This is a genomic window from Mycobacterium hackensackense, assembly GCF_025822555.1.
Classification (GTDB): domain Bacteria; phylum Actinomycetota; class Actinomycetes; order Mycobacteriales; family Mycobacteriaceae; genus Mycobacterium; species Mycobacterium fluoranthenivorans.
In genome coordinates, this window is record NZ_JACKUC010000030.1 from 950,690 (window position 1) to 968,598 (window position 17,909).

General features: G+C 65.5%; 16 protein-coding genes and 2 pseudogenes. 4 read left to right on the plus strand and 14 right to left on the minus strand.

The window, feature by feature from the left end:
• Positions 1-2: 2 nt before the first annotated feature.
• The 4 genes from H7J86_RS13950 to H7J86_RS13965 all read right to left on the minus strand — a co-directional run bounded on the left by H7J86_RS13950 (position 3) and on the right by H7J86_RS13965 (position 3,752).
• Positions 3-1,343 carry an FAD-dependent oxidoreductase gene (locus tag H7J86_RS13950; protein ID WP_267291632.1) on the minus strand — a complete coding sequence of 447 codons (1,341 nt, stop codon included), beginning with the start codon at positions 1,341-1,343 and terminating at the stop codon, positions 3-5.
• A gap of 66 nt (positions 1,344-1,409) precedes the next feature.
• Positions 1,410-2,264, minus strand: a complete 855-nt coding sequence (locus tag H7J86_RS13955) for an SDR family NAD(P)-dependent oxidoreductase (protein ID WP_267291634.1) — start codon at positions 2,262-2,264, stop codon at positions 1,410-1,412.
• A gap of 10 nt (positions 2,265-2,274) precedes the next feature.
• Entirely contained in the window at positions 2,275-2,466 is a 192-nt protein-coding gene (locus H7J86_RS13960; protein WP_090359255.1) for a ferredoxin, read from the minus strand.
• A complete protein-coding gene (locus tag H7J86_RS13965; protein WP_372517273.1) occupies positions 2,463-3,752 on the minus strand; it encodes a cytochrome P450 in 1,290 nt (429 codons plus the stop codon). Before H7J86_RS13965 ends, H7J86_RS13960 begins: the two co-directional genes overlap by 4 nt.
• A gap of 130 nt (positions 3,753-3,882) precedes the next feature.
• Here H7J86_RS13965 and H7J86_RS13970 point away from each other — a divergent pair, with 130 nt between their 5' ends.
• From H7J86_RS13970 to H7J86_RS13980, 3 genes are read left to right on the plus strand one after another with little or no spacing between them, the layout of a single operon-like run.
• A complete protein-coding gene (locus H7J86_RS13970; RefSeq protein WP_187097644.1) occupies positions 3,883-4,476 on the plus strand; it encodes a TetR/AcrR family transcriptional regulator in 594 nt (197 codons plus the stop codon).
• Between the two features lie 2 nt (positions 4,477-4,478).
• Entirely contained in the window at positions 4,479-5,246 is a 768-nt protein-coding gene (ygiD, locus tag H7J86_RS13975) for a 4,5-DOPA-extradiol-dioxygenase (RefSeq protein WP_090359259.1), read from the plus strand.
• A gap of 31 nt (positions 5,247-5,277) precedes the next feature.
• A complete protein-coding gene (locus H7J86_RS13980) occupies positions 5,278-6,063 on the plus strand; it encodes a serine hydrolase (protein WP_267292938.1) in 786 nt (261 codons plus the stop codon).
• On the opposite strand, the gene H7J86_RS13985 is transcribed toward H7J86_RS13980, so the two are convergent.
• Genes H7J86_RS13985 through H7J86_RS13995 form a run of 3 tightly spaced genes read right to left on the minus strand, consistent with a single transcriptional unit; the run spans position 6,056 to position 9,284 of the window.
• Positions 6,056-7,336 carry a GAF domain-containing protein gene (locus H7J86_RS13985; protein WP_090359262.1) on the minus strand — a complete coding sequence of 427 codons (1,281 nt, stop codon included), beginning with the start codon at positions 7,334-7,336 and terminating at the stop codon, positions 6,056-6,058. The genes H7J86_RS13980 and H7J86_RS13985 overlap by 8 nt on opposite strands.
• A 53-nt stretch (positions 7,337-7,389) precedes the next feature.
• Positions 7,390-8,202: an acetoin reductase gene (locus H7J86_RS13990; RefSeq protein WP_267291636.1), complete on the minus strand. Its 813-nt coding sequence runs from the start codon at positions 8,200-8,202 to the stop codon at positions 7,390-7,392.
• A 35-nt stretch (positions 8,203-8,237) separates the two neighbouring features.
• Positions 8,238-9,284: a 2,3-butanediol dehydrogenase gene (locus tag H7J86_RS13995; protein ID WP_090359266.1), complete on the minus strand. Its 1,047-nt coding sequence runs from the start codon at positions 9,282-9,284 to the stop codon at positions 8,238-8,240.
• A 149-nt stretch (positions 9,285-9,433) separates the two neighbouring features.
• Between H7J86_RS13995 and H7J86_RS14000 the strand changes: the two genes are divergently transcribed.
• Entirely contained in the window at positions 9,434-11,257 is a 1,824-nt protein-coding gene (locus H7J86_RS14000; RefSeq protein WP_267291638.1) for a flavin-containing monooxygenase, read from the plus strand.
• Position 11,258: 1 nt separating this feature from the next.
• On the opposite strand, the gene H7J86_RS14005 is transcribed toward H7J86_RS14000, so the two are convergent.
• The 7 genes and pseudogenes from H7J86_RS14005 to H7J86_RS14035 all read right to left on the minus strand — a co-directional run bounded on the left by H7J86_RS14005 (position 11,259) and on the right by H7J86_RS14035 (position 17,865).
• A complete protein-coding gene (locus tag H7J86_RS14005; protein WP_267291640.1) occupies positions 11,259-11,846 on the minus strand; it encodes a hypothetical protein in 588 nt (195 codons plus the stop codon).
• Positions 11,847-11,872: 26 nt separating this feature from the next.
• Positions 11,873-13,220 (minus strand): annotated as a pseudogene (locus H7J86_RS14010) (MCE family protein).
• Between the two features lie 101 nt (positions 13,221-13,321).
• A pseudogene (locus tag H7J86_RS14015) lies at positions 13,322-13,441 on the minus strand (DUF5078 domain-containing protein); the annotation flags it as partial.
• Complete coding sequence (locus H7J86_RS14020; protein ID WP_267292940.1) at positions 13,442-13,912, minus strand: DUF5078 domain-containing protein; 471 nt, start codon at positions 13,910-13,912, stop codon at positions 13,442-13,444. It abuts the pseudogene before it with no gap.
• A 16-nt stretch (positions 13,913-13,928) separates the two neighbouring features.
• A complete protein-coding gene (locus tag H7J86_RS14025; RefSeq protein WP_187097641.1) occupies positions 13,929-14,270 on the minus strand; it encodes a DUF732 domain-containing protein in 342 nt (113 codons plus the stop codon).
• A complete protein-coding gene (locus H7J86_RS14030; RefSeq protein ID WP_267292942.1) occupies positions 14,267-17,416 on the minus strand; it encodes an MMPL/RND family transporter in 3,150 nt (1,049 codons plus the stop codon). The genes H7J86_RS14025 and H7J86_RS14030 overlap by 4 nt, the downstream gene beginning before the upstream one ends.
• Positions 17,417-17,433: 17 nt before the next feature.
• A complete protein-coding gene (locus tag H7J86_RS14035; RefSeq protein WP_090359274.1) occupies positions 17,434-17,865 on the minus strand; it encodes an MmpS family transport accessory protein in 432 nt (143 codons plus the stop codon).
• Positions 17,866-17,909 lie beyond the last annotated feature (44 nt).

The following is a 17,909-nucleotide window of genomic DNA, read 5'->3' on the forward strand; positions in this document are numbered from 1 at the left end:
GGCTAACCGCGCCCGGCGCGGATCATCTCCTCGCGCGCAACCACCTTGACCCGCTCCCGGCCCTGCTGTTCACCGAGGGCGATCTCGTGCGCATCGAGCCGTTCCCATTCCGCCCACGTGGTGTAGTCGACGCCCTTGCCGGAAAGATACGCCAGGATGGCGTCGGGGTCGCCGACCTCGGGTGGCCGCAGTCCCGGTAGATCGGCCAGCAGACTGCTGACCGTCTCGGCCGCATCGGATTTCGTGTGGCCGATCAGCCCGACCGGGCCGCGCTTGATCCAGCCGGTGACATAGGTGGCGTCCACCACCATCCAGTCCGCGTCGAGTACCCGTCCCGCGTCGTGCGGGACCACCCCGGCGTGGTGGTCGAACGGCAGATCAGCCAGATGGGTGGATTGGTACCCGACCGCGCGATACACGGCCTGCACCGGCCAGTCGATGTATTCACCTGTACCACGGACGGTTCCGTCACCGATCAGCTCGGTGCGCTCCGTTCGCAGCCCTTCGACGCGGTCCTCGCCGAGCACCGCCACCGGCGCCTGACAGAGGTGGAGGTGGATGCGGTGCGGCGCCCCGGTGGGCTCTTTGTCCATATAGCGCATCATCGTGTCGACGACCAGCTTGACCGACTTCGTCGAGTTGATCGCCTTCTGACTGGCCTCGTCGATCTCGAAGCCCTCCGGGTGCACGATCACATCCACACTCGGCGAGTGCGACAACTCGCGGAACTCCATGGGCGAGAACTTGATCTGGGCCGGACCGCGCCTGGCGAACACGTGCACGTCGGTGGCCCGGTTGAGCAGCAAGCCCTGGTACACGTTGCCCGGGATCTCGGTGCTCAGCTGTTCGTCGGCGGGTTTGGCGAGCATCCGCGCGATATCGAGCGCCACATTGCCCGCGCCCAGCACCGCCACGCTCTGGGCCTCCAGCGGCCAGGAACGGGGCACGTCCGGGTGACCGTCGTACCACGACACGAAGTCCGCGGCGCCATAGCTGCCGGGCAGGTCGATTCCGGGGATGTCCAGTGGACGGTCCCCGCGGGCGCCGGTGGAGAAGATCACCGCGTCGTAGTGGCGGCGCAGGTCGGCGAGGGTGACATCGCTGCCGTAGTGCACATTGCCGAGGAAGCGAATCTCGTCCCGGGACAGCACCCGGCGCAGCGCCTTGATGATCTCCTTGATCCGCGGGTGATCGGGCGCCACGCCATAGCGCACCAGGCCGTAGGGGGCGGGCAGCCGGTCGAACAGGTCGACCCGGGCACCGGGATGTTCGCTGGTCAGGATGTCGGACGCATAGATCCCGGCCGGACCGGCCCCGACCACCGCCACACGGATGTCACGCACTCAGCACCTCACTCAAGTAAGTAAGGCGAGCCTAATCTGGCACGCGGGTACCGCAAGACCTACGTCTCAGCGAACCAGGGTCGCTCCCCCGTCGAGACGGATCTGCTGCCCGGTCATGAACCGTGATTCGTCGGCCAGTAGGTACAACACGGCGTATCCGGTCTCCCAGGCAGTGGCCCGGCCCATCTTCAGCTTCAGCACGTCCTGATAGGCCTGGTCCACTTCGTCCGGCTCGAGTCCGAACAGCGACTGCGAATCGGTGTTGCCGAGCTGCGAGTCGATCGGCCCGAGCATCAGGGTGTTGGCTCGGATACCTGACGCGGCGTATTGGGCCGCGGTGAGTTCGGTGATGTAGTTCAGGCCGCACTTGCCAAGGGCGTAAGGCATGATGCCGATGTTCAATCCGACTTCGTTCTTGATGCTGGCGATCGACGAGATGTTGACGATGCTCCCGGTGGTGTCGCCCTCGTTCTTCTCCATGGCCGCCGCAGCGAACAGGTTGCAGTAGTAGCAGCCGAGCATGTTCACGTTGATGCCCCGATCGAAGTCCGCCGTCGTCATCGTGTTGTTCAGCCGGTCGAACGGCGGATTGATCGCCACGCTGTAGACCATGCCGTCCACGCGGCCGCTGTGCTGCATGACGGAGTCGAATATCCGTTGGCAGTCGTCCTTTTCCGCGACATCGGCCCGCACCGCGTAGGCGGCACCCCCCTCCGCGGCGATCCGGTCCACGGTCTCCTGGGCGGCGGGGAGATTGTGGTCGACTGCTACCACGGTCGCTCCGTGCCGCGCCGCAAGAATGGCACTCGCTCGCCCGTTGCCCAGTTTCGGCCCAGGCATCTGCCCGCCTCCGACGACGACCACGACCTTGCCGGAAAGGTCGAAGGCGGTACGGGTCTGCGTATCGAAATCTATTGCCATGGTCCCTCTTTCAAGATGTGGTGTGGATTGCATGTTCGGGACACTGCGAGACGGCCTCGGCCACAGCATCTTCGACACGAGTGGGAACTTCGGTACGGATGGCTTCCGCGTAACCGGTACCGGTGAGGGTGAACACTTCCGGGCACAATCCGACGCAGATTCCGTGACCGGCACATGCTTCGTCGTCTACGGTCACCCTCACGACGGGGTCACCACTAGATGCAGGTCCGTCAGCCCGCGCAGGATGTAGGTCGGCACATAGTCGAAGCGCCGGCTGTCCACCTCACCGTGCCTGTTGGTGTCGATGTCGATCGCGCTGGTGTTCAGCAGGATTCGCGCCACCACCGCCTTGGCCTCGGCGCGGGCCAGCGGCGCACCGATGCAGCTGTGCACCCCGCGGCCGAATGCGAGGTGCCGGCGGGCGTTGTGCCGGTCGAGATCGAACGCGTCGGGGTTCTCGAACTGACGGGGGTCGCGATTGGCCGCACCGTAGTGGACCATCACGGTGGTACCGGCCGCGATCTCGACGTCACCCACCGTCTTCGTCGCACGGGCCAGCCGGAAGTCACCCCTGATCGGGCTCTCGAAACGCAGTGTCTCCTCGATGAAATCGGGGATGCGTTCCGGAGTTCGGCGCAGTTGCTCCTGCAGGGTGGTGTTCTCGGCCAGGATCTTCAACGCCGAGGACAGCAGGCGCACGGTGGTTTCCTGACCCGCGGAGAACAGATTGGCAGCCACCCGCACCACGTCGATCACCTGCGGTGTCGACCCGTCGGGAAATGCGGCGTGCGCCATCTCGGTCAGCACATCGCCGCGCGGCTCGCAGCGGCGTTCCTCGATGTAGCCGGAGAACCGCTCGTAGAGGAACTCCAGCGGCGCATGCGCCATCACGCCGTCCTCGGTGCTGCCCAGCGACACATCGCCGGTCAGCCTTTCCGCGAGCTCGGGACGGTCCTCGTGCGGGACGCCGAGCAGATCCGCGATGACCAGGAGCGCGACGGGATTGCCCACCTTGCTGATGAACTCGCCGCCACCGCCGGCCACGTACGGTTCGAGTACCTGGTCGGCCAACCGCCAGATGTACTCCTCGTTCTCCTTCAACCGCTTCGGGGTGATCAGGCGGGCAAGCAGCGACCGGTGCGCGGTGTGCGTCGGCGGATCCATCGACGGCAGCTGATCGCTGAAGGGCAACTCATCACGATGCGCGTCGATGAGCGCACCGACGGCCGCGCCGTCCAGTCCGTCGAGCGGCACCGGAAATCCGGGGACCGGTCCGGTGGTGGAGTTGCACGACGAGAACGCCGCGGGGTCGTTGACCACGGTGTGCACCTCGTCATATCCGGTGACCACCAGGACACCGTGAGTGGGTTCGCGCAGTACGGGGTTGCTGGATCGCATGCTTTCGAGCAGCGGATAAGGGTCGGCGATCAAGCGTGGGTCCTGGAAGAAATCGATGTCTTCCAGGACGTTCGGGGGCGTCGGCGGCACGGTGGACTCCTTCCGGCCCGGACCCACCCAGGGGTCGCGGTCAGCATCTCGGTAACATCCGTTACCTAGCTACTCTAACAGAACTAGGAAACACCTGTTACTTAGTGAGCTGAAGTCCCATAATCGAGCCATGGTTCTCACCGCTCGCCCGGAGCCGGCCCGCGATCCGCGCGCGCAACGCACCCGTACCGTTCTGATGCGCGCCGCGGTCGACCTGGTGTCCGAGCGCGGCACCGCTGCCATCACCATGTCCGATATCGCGGAGGCCGCCAACGTCAGCCGCAAGGCGGCCTATCAGCAGTTCGGGGACCGCGACGCGCTGCTGTTGCAGACCGCCCTCGACTTGGTCCGGTGCGAGCTGATTCCGGCGCTGGCAGCGCTCCCCAGCGGCAGGGCCCGCATGCTCACCAACGCCAGACACTTCGCCGGGTACCGGGCGTTCTACCGGCCCGTGTTGCTCAGCGCCGCCGGCCTGCCGTTGAGTCGCGAACTCTCGCACGTGCTGGCTCCCATCACCCGCGAGAGCCTGGTCCTTCAGTTCGGCGACACCGTCAGCGCCGAGACGATCGCGGACCTGACCACCACCTTCGTCGGCGGCAGTACCGCACTGTTGATCAGATGGCTGGTCGAGGACGACGAACCACTCGACCCGGTCGACTTCACCGACCGGTACTTCCGCGTGCAGTCGCTGGTCCTACCGCCCGGGAGGACAATGGCGGGATGAGAATGCCCGCCGCCTTCTTCGGACACGGCAGCCCGATGAACGCGCTCGAGACCAATCGCTACACCCGCGCCTGGCAGCAGTTCGGTCAATCCGTGCCACGGCCACGGGCCATCCTGGTCATCAGCGCACACTGGTACATCAACGCCACCGCGGTGACGGCGATGCCGCGGCCCCGGACCATCCACGACTTCTACGGTTTCCCGCGCGAGCTCTACGACATGCATTACCCCGCACCGGGTTTGCCGGATCTGGCCGGCGAGATCGCCGATATCGCCGAACCCACCTGGGTGGGCTCCGACGTCGACAGCTGGGGTATCGACCACGGCACCTGGTCGGTGCTGGTGCATGCCTTCCCCGACGCCGACATCCCCGTCGTCCAGTTGTCGATCAATGCCGAGAAGTCGCTCGACTACCACCTCGATCTGGGGGCCCGGCTGGCCCCGCTGCGCGACAGCGGCATCCTCATCGTCGGCAGCGGAAACATCGTGCACAATCTGCGCGCCATGGATCCGGGCACACCGGATACCGGATTCGATTGGGCCGCACGATTCGACGAATCCGCCCGCGAGCTGCTCACCGCGTCCCCGGCGGATATGGCGCGACTCACCGAACATCCCGACTACGCCGCCGCGGTGCCCACCCCCGACCATTTCATCCCGTCGCTGTACTTCGCCGGGTTGCTCGCGGCGGCGGGACCGTCCGCCGCCCCCGACACGCTGATCGACGGATATACCTACGGTTCGTTGTCGATGACGTCGTACGCCGCCTGACCGGGATACTGTGTGCGGCGTGAGTGCACGCATGGGTCGCTTGGCGCTGGTCGTGGCCACCCTGCTGACGCTCACCGGATTCGTCGCCCCGGCGGCCCGCGCGGACCTGCAGTCCCGTATCGCCGCGGCCGACAGCTATCTGGCCTCCCGACCGGGTGTGATCGGTTATGTCCTGCGGGACCGCAGCACCGGGCAGAGATACGCCAACGCGGCCGCCGACACCATGATCTGGACCGCCTCCACCATCAAGCTCGCGATGGTGGTCGACCTGCTGGCCCGTGAACGCGCCGGGGCGCTGCGGCTTTCCGCTGCGGACCGTCAGCTGATGATCGCCATGCTGCGCGACTCGGACAACGACGCCGCCGATACGCTGTGGTCGCGCTACGGCGGGCCCGACCATCGCGCGTTCAACACCGACTTCCCGAGCTACGGATTGACATCCCTGCAGCCACAACCGGGGTTCGGCGATGTGTTCCCCTATTGGGGATTTCAGAAGGCCACCGCCAACGACCTCGACCGCCTGATGAATTACGTGCTGACCCAGATGAATTCCGCCGATGCCGCGGCGATCGCCAGTGAGATGCAGCGGGTCAGTCCGGATCAACAGTGGGGCGTCTGGGGCGCCGGACCCGCAATGACTCCCGGCAACAAGAACGGCTGGTCCCAGGAACAGGGCGGCTGGGTGATCAACTCGGTGGGATTCGCCGGGGCCGGCGCGCGCTTCACTCTCGCCATCATGAATGCCCTCGGCGGCGAGGGCGGCTATGACGACGGCGTCGCGACGACCACCAGGTTGAGCCAGATCCTGCTCAGTTGATGCGCGCCGCCCGGATCGCCGGCGCATTCGACGCCGCCAGGAAGCCGCGCATATCGTCGGGATACCGCACGTCCAGTTCCACCGATTCGGTGAAGCGGTAGGGCTGTGCGGCGATCACACTCGCCAATTGTTTTCTGATCCGCGACATCTCGGCCCGTACGGTGACCACCCGGGACCGGTCTCCGTAGAGGTCCTCCGCCAGTTCCGGTGCCGAACGGCCCGAGGGACAGGTCGCGAGCACATACAGGATCTCGGCATGACGCTGCGAGATGTCCCGCCGCCACGACCCGAACTGTCCGGCCACCTCGAGCGTCGGGGCATTTGGATCGCGCAGATCCAGGGTCGCCCGGGTCGACGCCGCCGCGGCGTCGTCCTCGCCGACCGGTCGCACCAGCCACCCGCCACTCAACGGTTCCAGATCGCAGGACCCCAGCGCGGGAACCCAGGCCCTACCGGGTGTAACGTTCTGCGGCAACAGAATTCGGTGATGCGGCGGGAGTGCGCCGACGGCGGCGACCCAGCCATCCACATCGACCGCCAGCGCGGGCCCGGCCATCCTGGCCAGGATCGGGGCGGCGACGGCCCGCAACTGGTTGAGCGTGCGGTCATGCGCCTCACGCAACTGGGATTCAGCCAGCCGGGACACGAGGTCGACCAGCGCGATGGTGGTGGGATGGACCGTTGCCGCCGGTCCCGACACGTCGACGGCACCGATCACCTGACCGGTGCGCGGATCCCGAATCGGGGCACCGGCGCACGTCCAGGCGTGGTGGCTGCGCAGAAAATGCTCGGCCGAGAAGATCTGCACCGCGCGCCGGGACACCAGCGCGGTGCCGATGGCATTGGTCCCGACCGCCGCCTCACCCCAGTTGGCGCCCTCGATGAAACCCAACCGGTCCGCTTTCATCAGCACCCGGGGCGCCCCGGAACGCCACAGCACCCGCCCCCGCGCATCCGCGACCACCAGGATGTTGTTCCCGTCGGCCAGCACCGATTCCAGACCGCGGGCGATGTCGTCGAGTACGGCCATCAGTCCCGACGACTGCCGCAGCGCATCGAGTCCGCTGCGGTCCACATCCGGCGGGCAGTGATGTTCCGGGTCAATACCCTTACCCAGCAACCTGTTCCAGGATTCTTCGATGACCAGGCGTGGTTTCGCGGGGGACCGCCCACCGGCCATCGTCGCGTCGTACACCTCGGACAGCAGCAGCGCGTAGCTCCGCGGGTCATCGCCGAGCGCGACCGCGGGTTCGGGTATCGACGAACCGGGCATTGCCTCGATTGTGCTCCCCATCACACCGGCTGTCACGCGCGGGCGCCCGGGCCTCAGCGGTACACCATGCCACCGTCGATGAGACCGGCCTGGCCCGTCATGTAGTCCGCGCCGGGACCTGCGAGATAGGCGACGAAACCCGCCACATCCGCAGGCGTCTCGGGCCTGCCCAGCGCGATCGTGGCGGCGAACTTCTCGAACGTCTCCCCCTCCGCCGCACCGGTCAGCTCGGCGAACCTCTTGTCGATCGCCACCCACATATCGGTGCCGACCACACCGGGGCAGTAGGCGTTGACCGTGATGCCGTCGGCGGCGTGCTCCTTCGCCGCGGCCTGCGTCAGCGCCCGCACCGCGAACTTGGTGGCACTGTACGGGCCCAGCATCGCGAACCCCTCGTGTCCCGCAATGGACGACGCATTGATGATCTTGCTGATCTTTCCCCGGTCCCGGTTCCCGAGCTCCTTGAACTTGGCGACCGCGGCCTGGACACCCCAGAGCACTCCGTCGACGTTGACGGCCCACAGCCGGGCAAGTTCCTGCGGTGTCACCTCCGCCAGCGGTCCCACCAGGGCGATACCGGCGTTGTTCACCATCACGTCGAACCCGCCCAGTGCCGACGCCGCGTGCGCCACGGCGGCGAACACCGCATCGCGGTCCGACACATCCGCCACGAATGTGGTTGATTTCGAACCGATCTGGGCGATCTCGTCGGCGACGGCGGCGATACCGTCGTGCTGGGTATCGACGAGCGCGATATCGGCGCCCTGGCGGGCCAACTCAAGGGCGATACCCCGGCCGATTCCCCGCCCCGCGCCGGTCACCAAGGCGACCTTGTCCAGTAGCGGAGCGTCGATGGTGCGTGTCATGTGCTGTGCCTTTCGGTGTGTGGTTGTCGTACCGGTCAGCGGGACGGGTCGACGAGGACCTTCATCTTGGTGCCGGCATGGAGGGCGTCGAACCCCTCGTCGACCACCTCGTCGATACCGATGGAGGTCACCCATCCGGTGGTGTCGTAGGCGCCCTGGGCCATCAGCCCGATCACGGCCTCGAAGTCGGCCGAGGTGTAGCACAGCGATCCCTGGATGCGGGACTCGTTCATCACCAGCCTCAACAGCGGTGTCGTCAAAGGCTTCTCGTAGATCGCCACGCTGACCATCGGCCGTCGGGCACCCACACAGGCCAGTGCGGTGTCCACCGCAGGCGCCACCCCGGCCGCGTCGTAGACGGCGTCGGCGCCGCGGCCCGAGGTGTGTTCGGCGATGAACGCCGGCACATCCACAGCGGTCGGGTCCAGGGTGCGGGCGCCCAGCGCTTCGATCGCCGCCCGCCGGGTGGGTGTCGGCTCGACCACGTAGATGTCCTCAAGGCCCTTGCCCCGCAAGGCGAACCACAGCCCGATACCGATCGGTCCCGCACCGAACACCATGGCCGTGCCGTCGGCGGGTGGCTCACCGAGGGTGGCGGCGTGGTAGGCCACCGACATCGGTTCGACCAGTGCGCCCAGTTCCAGGGAGACGTTGTCGGGCAGCTTGTGCAACATGTCGGTGGGCACCACGGTGTACTCGGCCATCCCACCGTCGGACATCAGGCCGTGGAACCCGATCTGCGCGCAGATGTTGTAGTTGCCGGCCTGACAGGCGGGGCAGTGTCCACACCGGTAGATCGGCTCGACCGCCACCCGGTCACCCTCGGCCCAACCCTTGACCCCCGCGCCGACCGCGGTGATCGTGCCGGCGAACTCGTGCCCCATGACCAGCGGCAGCTGCTGACCGGTCAGCGGATGGGGTGCGGTGGGGATGAAGATGGGCCCGGCGAAGTATTCGTGCAGGTCGGTCCCGCAGATGCCGTTGAAGCCGACCTGGATCTGAACGGTGCCCGGCCCGGGCTCGGGCCTGGCCACCTCGGTGACGTCGAGCTTGTTGGGTCCGTAGTACACAGCTGCTTTCATGCCTGGAGTCTGATGTGATGCGGGGCACACCCGAAAGGGTTGCAGGGGGTTGCAGTGGGCGAACCGCCACCCGTCGGCTCCGCCCACCCGGGCGCTGCAACCCCCTGCAACCCTTGTGACGTGTGCCGGGCCGGCGTGTGCTGCCTCACATGACCCAGACCGTTGAACGTCCCGATGCACCGCCCACACTGTCGCCCCAGGAGCGGGTCGACGCCTGGCTCGCAGATTTCGAACATGCCCTGGCCACCCGCGATATCGAGCGCGCCGTCGGCAAGTTCGCCGTCGACAGCTTCTGGCGCGACCTGGTGTCCTTCACCTGGAATCTCAAGACCCTGGAGGGTCGCGACGCCATCGGCGAGATGCTGGAGAACCGACTGGCCGGCACCGACCCCTCCGGGTTCCGGACCCGTGAGACCCCCACTCAGGACGGGGAGGTGACGACCGCCTTCATCGAGTTCGAGACCGCCGTCGGGCGCGGGGTGGGGCATCTGCGCCTGAAGGGGGATCAAGGCTGGACCCTGCTCACCACCCTCCAGGAGCTCAAGGGCCACGAGGAGCACAAGGGCGCCAGCCGCACCCTCGGCGCCGTGCACGGCTCCGACCCCGACACCCGGTCGTGGGCGGAGAAGCGGCTCGACGAGGAGCGCACCCTCGGCTACTCCGAGCAGCCGTACGTGGTGGTCGTCGGCGGCGGGCAGGGCGGGATCGCGCTGGGTGCGCGGCTGCGCCAGCTCGGCGTGCCGGCCATCGTCATCGACAAGCACGAGCGGCCCGGCGACCAGTGGCGCAACCGCTACAAGTCGCTGTGCCTGCACGATCCGGTGTGGTACGACCACTTGCCCTACCTGCCGTTCCCGCAGAACTGGCCGGTGTTCGCGCCCAAGGACAAGATCGGCGACTGGCTGGAGTTCTACACCAGGGTGATGGAGGTGCCGTACTGGTCGAAGACGTCCTGCGTGGCAGCCACCTACAACGAGACGGACAAGCGGTGGACCGTGGAGGTCGACCGCGACGGCGAGAAGGTGACGCTTCGCCCGGCCCACCTGGTGCTGGCCACCGGAATGTCGGGCAAGCCGAATGTGCCCTCGTTCCCCGGGCAGGACGTCTTCCTCGGCGATCAGCATCACTCCAGTCACCACCCCGGTCCCGACCGTTACGCGGGCAAGCGGGCGGTGGTGATCGGCTCCAACAACTCCGCGCACGATATCTGCAAGGCCCTGTTCGAGAACGGTGCCGATGTCACCATGGTGCAGCGCTCCTCGACGCATATCGTGAAATCGGATTCGCTGATGGATCTCGGTCTGGGCGACCTGTACTCGGAGCGGGCGCTGGCCGCGGGGATGACGACGGAGAAGGCCGATCTGACCTTCGCGTCGCTGCCGTACCGGATCATGCACGAGTTCCAGATCCCGATCTATGACGCAATCCGCGAGCGGGACAAGGATTTCTACGCGCGGCTGGAGGCTGCCGGCTTCGACCTGGACTGGGGTGACGACGGTTCCGGTCTGTTCATGAAGTACCTGCGCCGCGGCTCCGGGTATTACATCGACGTCGGCGCCTGCGACCTGATCGCCGACGGCAGCGTCAAGCTGGCCCACGGCGGCGTATCGGACCTGACACCGAATTCCGTTGTGCTGTCCGACGGAACGGAGCTGCCCGCCGATGTGGTGGTGTACGCCACCGGGTTCGGCTCGATGAACGGCTGGGCCGCCGATCTGATCGGCCAGGAGGTGGCCGACAAGGTCGGCAAGGTGTGGGGCCTGGGGTCGGAGACCACCAAGGATCCCGGACCGTGGGAGGGCGAGCAGCGCAACATGTGGAAACCGACCCAGCAGGAGAACCTCTGGTTCCACGGCGGGAATCTGCATCAGTCCCGGCACTACTCGCTGTACCTGGCGCTCCAGCTCAAGGCGCGCCATGCGGGCTTGCCCACTCCGGTGTACGGGCTGCAGGACGTGCACCACCTGTCCTGAGTCAGCAGCCTCCGTTGACGGTGCGGTCGGGCCTGCCCTGGTCGTCGACAACGATGTCGACCATCCCACCCCGGGACAGGCCCACCCGCACCGTGTGGGCGTCGATCCACTGAACGAGGTTCAGCGACATGGCATCCGAGTTCACGCAGCCCAGCGTGCTCTCCCGCGACAACAGGCCACGCCGGGTGTGCAGCCGCAGTTCCCACGTCATATCCGGCGCGAAGCCCGCAGTGCTCTGGTACACCACCACGTCCGCGCGACCGTCCGGCGAGGGGAAGGCGGACGGGGTGTTCATCGGACTGGCGAACGCGGCCGCGAACCAGCCGATGAATCCCACGGCCACCGCGGCCAGTGCGCACACCGCGACGCCCGCCCGCTTCAGCGCGGTGCGGGCGAAGCCCAGCCAGCAGGCCAGGGCCAGAAGCAGGAAGCCCGGCACGCCGAACAGCACCGGGTGGTAAAGCCACGGCCGCAGGACGAAATACGGGTAGAGCAGGAATCCCCCGACCGCCAGCGTGCACAACAGCGCACCGACCAAGGTCAGGATCGCCGCCACCGGAGTGGCGCTCGAGCGTTTGGGACGAGCCACCCGGTCAAACTAGTCGATACCGGGCGTCAAGGGTTGATGGTGCGTTCGCCGATCTGGCGGCCCCAGACGTACTCGGCGGCCAGCGGCTGGCCGAGTTCGAAGTGGTTGTAGGGCGCGATGCTGGCACCGGTGTCCATCACCAGATACGGCATCGGCCACAGGTCGCGGGTGATCGGCTGCCAGCAACCCGGCCGTCCCTCGGGACCACCCCGCGCATTGACCCGGGGCAGATTGTCCGGATACACGTAACCGTTTCCGGCGCCGACCAGTTCGTCGGCCAGCACCAGAGAATAGCCGTTGCCGCCGAGCATATCGGCGAATTTGGGTGCGACATCGTGGAAGTTGCGCAACGTACACAACAGCTCGGGGCTGTAGTAGTCCAGCAGCTTGCTGGTGGGCAGCAGGTCCTGCGCACCACGAACCAGATACGGCCCACCACGCTCGAAGATGTCCCCGGCGTTGTTACCGAACCCGACCGCCGACATCAACGCCTTGTCGATATTGCCGCGCTGGGCATTGAGCGTCCTCGCGGTGACCACCGCATGGTCGAGCCCGTCGAACAGATCCGGACCGGCATCGGCATACACCCCGGACAGATCCGCCAACCCCGTAGTGTCCCTGCGGATCTGCGGCATCCGGGCATTGAGCTCACCCAGAATGTCATTACCGTTGACCAGCGACTGACCGAACTTGTCCCCCAACCCGTCCAGCGCCTGCGCCGCCGCGGTCAACGTCCCGGGCATTGAGCTCACCCAGAATGTCATTACCGTTGACCAGCGACTGACCGAACTTGTCCCCCAACCCGTCCAGCGCCTGCGCCGCCGCGGTCAACGTCTGGTTCAACTTCACCGGATCCACCTGCTGGGCGATCCCCATGATCGTCTCGAACAACGTGTTGAACTCCGTGGTGGTGCTCGTCGCGTTGATCACCGCACCCGGCTTGAGCTTGTCCGACGACGGATCGGCCGGCGACAGGAACGAGATGTACTTGTTGCCGAACACCGTCGTCGCCCGCAACTGCGCGTCCACATTGGCCGGGATCATGTTCAGATACCGCGGCTCGACATCCAACACCAACCTGGCCCGCGACTGACTCCCGTCGCTCACCACACCCGCGGATTTCAGCCGCCCGATCGGCACCCCGTTGAAGGTCACCTTCGAACCCGGGTCCATCGACAACCCGGCCCGCTCGGCCATCACCACCAAGGAAGCCTTGTCATCGAAGTAGCCGCGGAACTGCGCCCACGTCAGACCGAAGACCAACACCACGACGGCGAGCAACACCGCGCCGGCGATCCGGTACGGGGGTTCCTTCGCGTCGTTGAAAGGACCCTCATCAACGAGCTCGGGACCACCGGTATCGGGTACTGACACCTGTCGATTTCACCATGTCACAACAGTTTTCCGCATATGCGGACAGCTGTGATACTCACCGCCCGGGGCGGCCAGTTGTGACTGCGGTAACAGTTGTAAGGCTAGTGCCAGTCCCAGACGGACATGTCGTTGGGCGGGTAGTTCTGGCAGATGTCGGTGGTGTGGGCGGCGACGCCTTTGTTGTTGAAGAACAGTTTGGCCCAGTTGGGCCAGCGCCAGGACTAGTGCCAGTCCCAGACGGACATGTCGTTGGGCGGGTAGTTCTGGCAGATGTCGGTGGTGTGGGCGGCGACGCCTTTGTTGTTGAAGAACAGTTTGGCCCAGTTGGGCCAGCGCCAGGACATNTGNTCGTAGAAGGCGTTGGTGGCGGTGTCTTCGGAGTATTGGCGCCGNCCGGCGTAGTCCATGGAGAAGAACCAGTGGATGCGGTCTTGGGTGCCTTGTTGGTCGGCGGCGGGTTTGTTGTTGTAGTCGATCATGTAGCGCTCGTAGTAGACGGGTTCGACGTCGCGGGCGGCGGCCATGATCTGTTCGGCGGTGCAGGGGGTGCGCAGGATGCGGTTGGGGATGGGGTAGTCGTCGGTGGCATCGGCGGAGGCGATGCCGGAGGTGGCGATACCGGTGGTGATGGCGCCGGCCAGGGCGGCGGCGGCCAGGCCTACCCGGGCGGCGTTCCGAAAGTTGGTGCGCATCATGGTGATTTCCCTCCTAGGCGGCGTGATCGATGACGCCGCGTTTTTCGGGGCAGTAGTAGTCGACGGCCAGCCCCACGAACTGCCACACCTGCTCGGTGCTGCTGTCCCGGTCCAGCTGATTCCGTACGAACGTCGCCGTCTGCGCCGCATCGGTGTCGACGTTGTTGTACATCCGCTTGCACATGATCTTGCCGATCCAGGCGTTGTAATCCTTCTGCCCGTAGATCCCCACGGTGTGCAGCTGATGGGCGAAGTTGGTGTCGGGATCCCGGTCGAACGACGGGTCGGCACTCGCGACCCCTGCGGTCGCGAAAGCGATTGCCGCACCGGCCATCACCATGGCTACGCGTTTCATGACAGGACCTCCTGGGGGTTCTTCTGGATGGGTGCCGGCCAGTTCTCCGGGACCGGGCGCTGACGCACCCGCTGCGGCCACCAGAACCACTTGCCCAGCAGCGCCGCGATCGCGGGTGTCATGAACGACCGGATGATCAACGTGTCGAACAGCAGACCCAGGCCGATGGTCGTTCCGACCTGCCCGATCACGGTCAGCTCACTGACCGCCATCGAGATCATCGTGAAGGCGAACACCAGACCGGCCGAGGTGACCACCGATCCGGTACCGCCCATCGAGCGGATGATGCCGGTGTTGAGGCCGGCGTGGATCTCCTCCTTGAACCGGGAGACCAAGAGCAGGTTGTAGTCCGCGCCCACTGCCAACAGGATGATCACCGACATCGCCAGGACCATCCAGTGCAGCGGGGTGCCCAGCAGGTGTTGCCACAACAGCACCGAGAGCCCGAAGGACGCACCGAGTGACACCAGGACCGTGCCGACGATCACCGCGGAGGCGACGATCGCGCGGGTGATGATCAACATGATGATGAAGATCAGGCACAGCGAGGCGATCCCGGCGATGACCAGATCCCAGTTCGCCCCCTCCTGCATGTCCTTGAAGGTGGCGGCGGTACCGGCCAGGTAGATCTTGGAGCCCTCCAGCGGGGTGCCCTTGATGGCTTCCTTGGCGGCCTGCTTGATGGCCTCGATATGCGAGATGCCTTCGGGGCTCATCGGATCCCCGTCATGGCTGATGATGAAGCGCACCGACTTGCCGTCGGGGGAGATGAAGTTCTTCATACCGGTTTTGAACTCGGGATTGTCGAACGTCTCGGGTGGCAGATAGAAGGAGTCGTCGTTGCGGGCCGCGTCGAACGCTTCGCCCATCGCCGACGAGTTGTCCTGCATCGCCGACATCTGATCCTGTATGCCCTTCTGGGTCTGATACATGGTCAGCATGTAGGTCTTCATATTCTTCATCGTCGCGATNGCGTCGAACGCTTCGCCCATCGCCGACGAGTTGTCCTGCATCGCCGACATCTGATCCTGTATGCCCTTCTGGGTCTGATACATGGTCAGCATGTAGGTCTTCATATTCTTCATCGTCGCGATCATCGACGGCATGAGCGCCACCATCTGCGGCATCAACGTGTCCAGACGCTCCATATCGGGCATCAGCTTCTGGATGTCGTCGGTCATGGTGTCGATACCGTCGAGGGTGTCGAAGATCGACCTGATGGCCCAGCACGACGGGATGTCGTAGCAGTGCGGCTCCCAGTACAGGTAATTACGGATCGGGCGGAAGAAATCGTCGAAATCGGCGATATGGTCCCGCAATTCGGCCACATCGAGGGTCATGTTCTTCATCTTGGTGACCATCGAATGCGTGGTGGCGGCCATCTGGAGGTAATTACGGATCGGGCGGAAGAAATCGTCGAAATCGGCGATATGGTCCCGCAATTCGGCCACATCGAGGGTCATGTTCTTCATCTTGGTGACCATCGAATGCGTGGTGGCGGCCATCTGCACCGTGATGTCGGACATCTTGGTCATGTTGTCGATCGTGACCTGCATGTCATCGGCCTGCTTGAGCATGTTGGCCATCATGTCCTGCTGGTACTTCTCGTTCATCTTCTGCGACGTGCCCTGCATGCTGATCTGGAACGGGATCGAGGTGTGCTCAATCGGGGTGCCCTGTGGCCGGGTGATGGCCTGCACCCGCCCGATGCCCGGGGTGCGGAACACTGCCTTGGCGATCTTGTCGATCACCAGGAAGTCCGCCGAGTTACGCAGATCGTGATCGCTCTCGATGAGCAGCAGTTCCGGGTTCATCCGGGCCTGGTTGAAATGCCGATCCGCCGCCGCGTACCCCTCGGCCGCAGGCAGATTGCCAGGCAGATAGTTTCGGTCGTTGTAGTTGGTCTGGTAGCCGGGCAGTGCGACCAGGCCGACGAGGCACAGGGCCAGCGTCGCCACCAGGATCGGCCCGGGCCAGCGCACCACCACGGCACCGATCTTGCGCCAGCCGCGGATACGCGCACTGCGCTTGGGCTCCAACGTCTTTCCGAATCGGGTCGCCACCGAGATGATGGCCGGGCCGAGGGTCAGGGCACAGAACACCAGGGTCACCATGCCGACCGCCAGCGGGATACCGAGCGATTGGAAGTACGGCAGTTTGGTGAAGTGCAGGCAGAACGTCGCGCCGGCAATCGTCATGCCCGAGCCCAGGATCACGTGCGCGGTGCCGTGATACATGTCGTAGTAGGCGGCTTCCCGGTCCATACCCCGGGTGCGCGCCTCTTGATAGCGGCCGATCAGGAAGATCGCGTAGTCCGTCGCCGCGGCGATGGCCAGCGTCACCAACAGGTTCGTCGCGAACGTCGAGAGCCCGATGATGTCGTAGTAGCCGAGGAAAGCCACCGCGCCACGGGTGGCGGCCAGGCCCAGCACCACCATCACCAAGGTCAGCAGCACCGAGACCACCGATCGATAGATCAGCAGCATCATCACGATGATCACCGCGAACGTCAGCGCCTCGATCACCTTGAGGCTGCGGTCGCTGGCGATCTGCTGATCCGCCGTCATGGCGGCCGGACCGGTGACGTAGACCTTCACCCCCGGTGGCGGCGTCAAACTGTCGACGGCACCCTTCACCGCGTCGATGGACTCGTTGGCCAGTGACTCGCCCTGGTTACCGGCCGTGTACACCTGCACGTAGGTGGCCTTGCCGTCCGCGCTCTGCGCACCGGCCGCCGTCAGCGGATCGCCCCACATGTCCTGGATGTGCTCGACATGTTTGGTGTCGGCTTCCAGTTTCTTGATCATCTCGTCGTAGAACTTGTGCGCGGCGTCATCGAGCTGGTGATCACTCTCCAGCACCACCATCGCCGAACTGTTCGACTTGAACTCCTGGAAGTTCTCGCCGACCCGCTTCATCGAGATCACCGACGGCGCGGTCTCGGGGCTCATCGACACCGCCTTCATCTGCCCCACCACTTCGAGCTGCGGGACGATGACGTTGAGCAGTGCGACGACCGCCACCCAGCCGATGATGATCGGGACGGCAAGCGTGCGTACCCATTTCGCGATGCCACCGCGGTCGTGCCCGGCGGCTCGCGGGGCGGCCGCGAAGGCGTCGGTGGGCGGCTCGTGCGGGGCACTCATGTCGTCGTGAGGTGCACTCATGCGGATTTCACCAAGCAGTAGGTATGGGCGCCGACACCGTCGACAGTACGTTCGTCTTTGACTTCGTCGTCGACGGTGATGCGGCAGGACAGGCTGGAGCCGTCGCCCTGGCCGGAGATCGTGGGGAAGACCGAGGGCGCGGTGGTGCTCAGCGTCAGCGTCCAGGGCAGCGCGACATTGTCGGCACGCTGCGGTTTGGCGTCCAGATCCATGTAGTTGACGTTCGCCGTCGCACCCGGCTCGCCCCAGATCTCGTACTTCACCACCTTGGGGTCGAACGGCTCGCTCTCATCGGCGGCACTGTTCTCCGTGGAGACATAGCCCGGGCCGGTCCCGAAGAACGTACGGACCCGCATCACCGTGAACGACGCGACGGCCACCACCACGACGATGACCAGGGGTATCCACACGCGTTTCAACACGTTCATCGCCCGACTCCGTCCGGTCCGTGAACAGCCTCACTTAGCCTGGC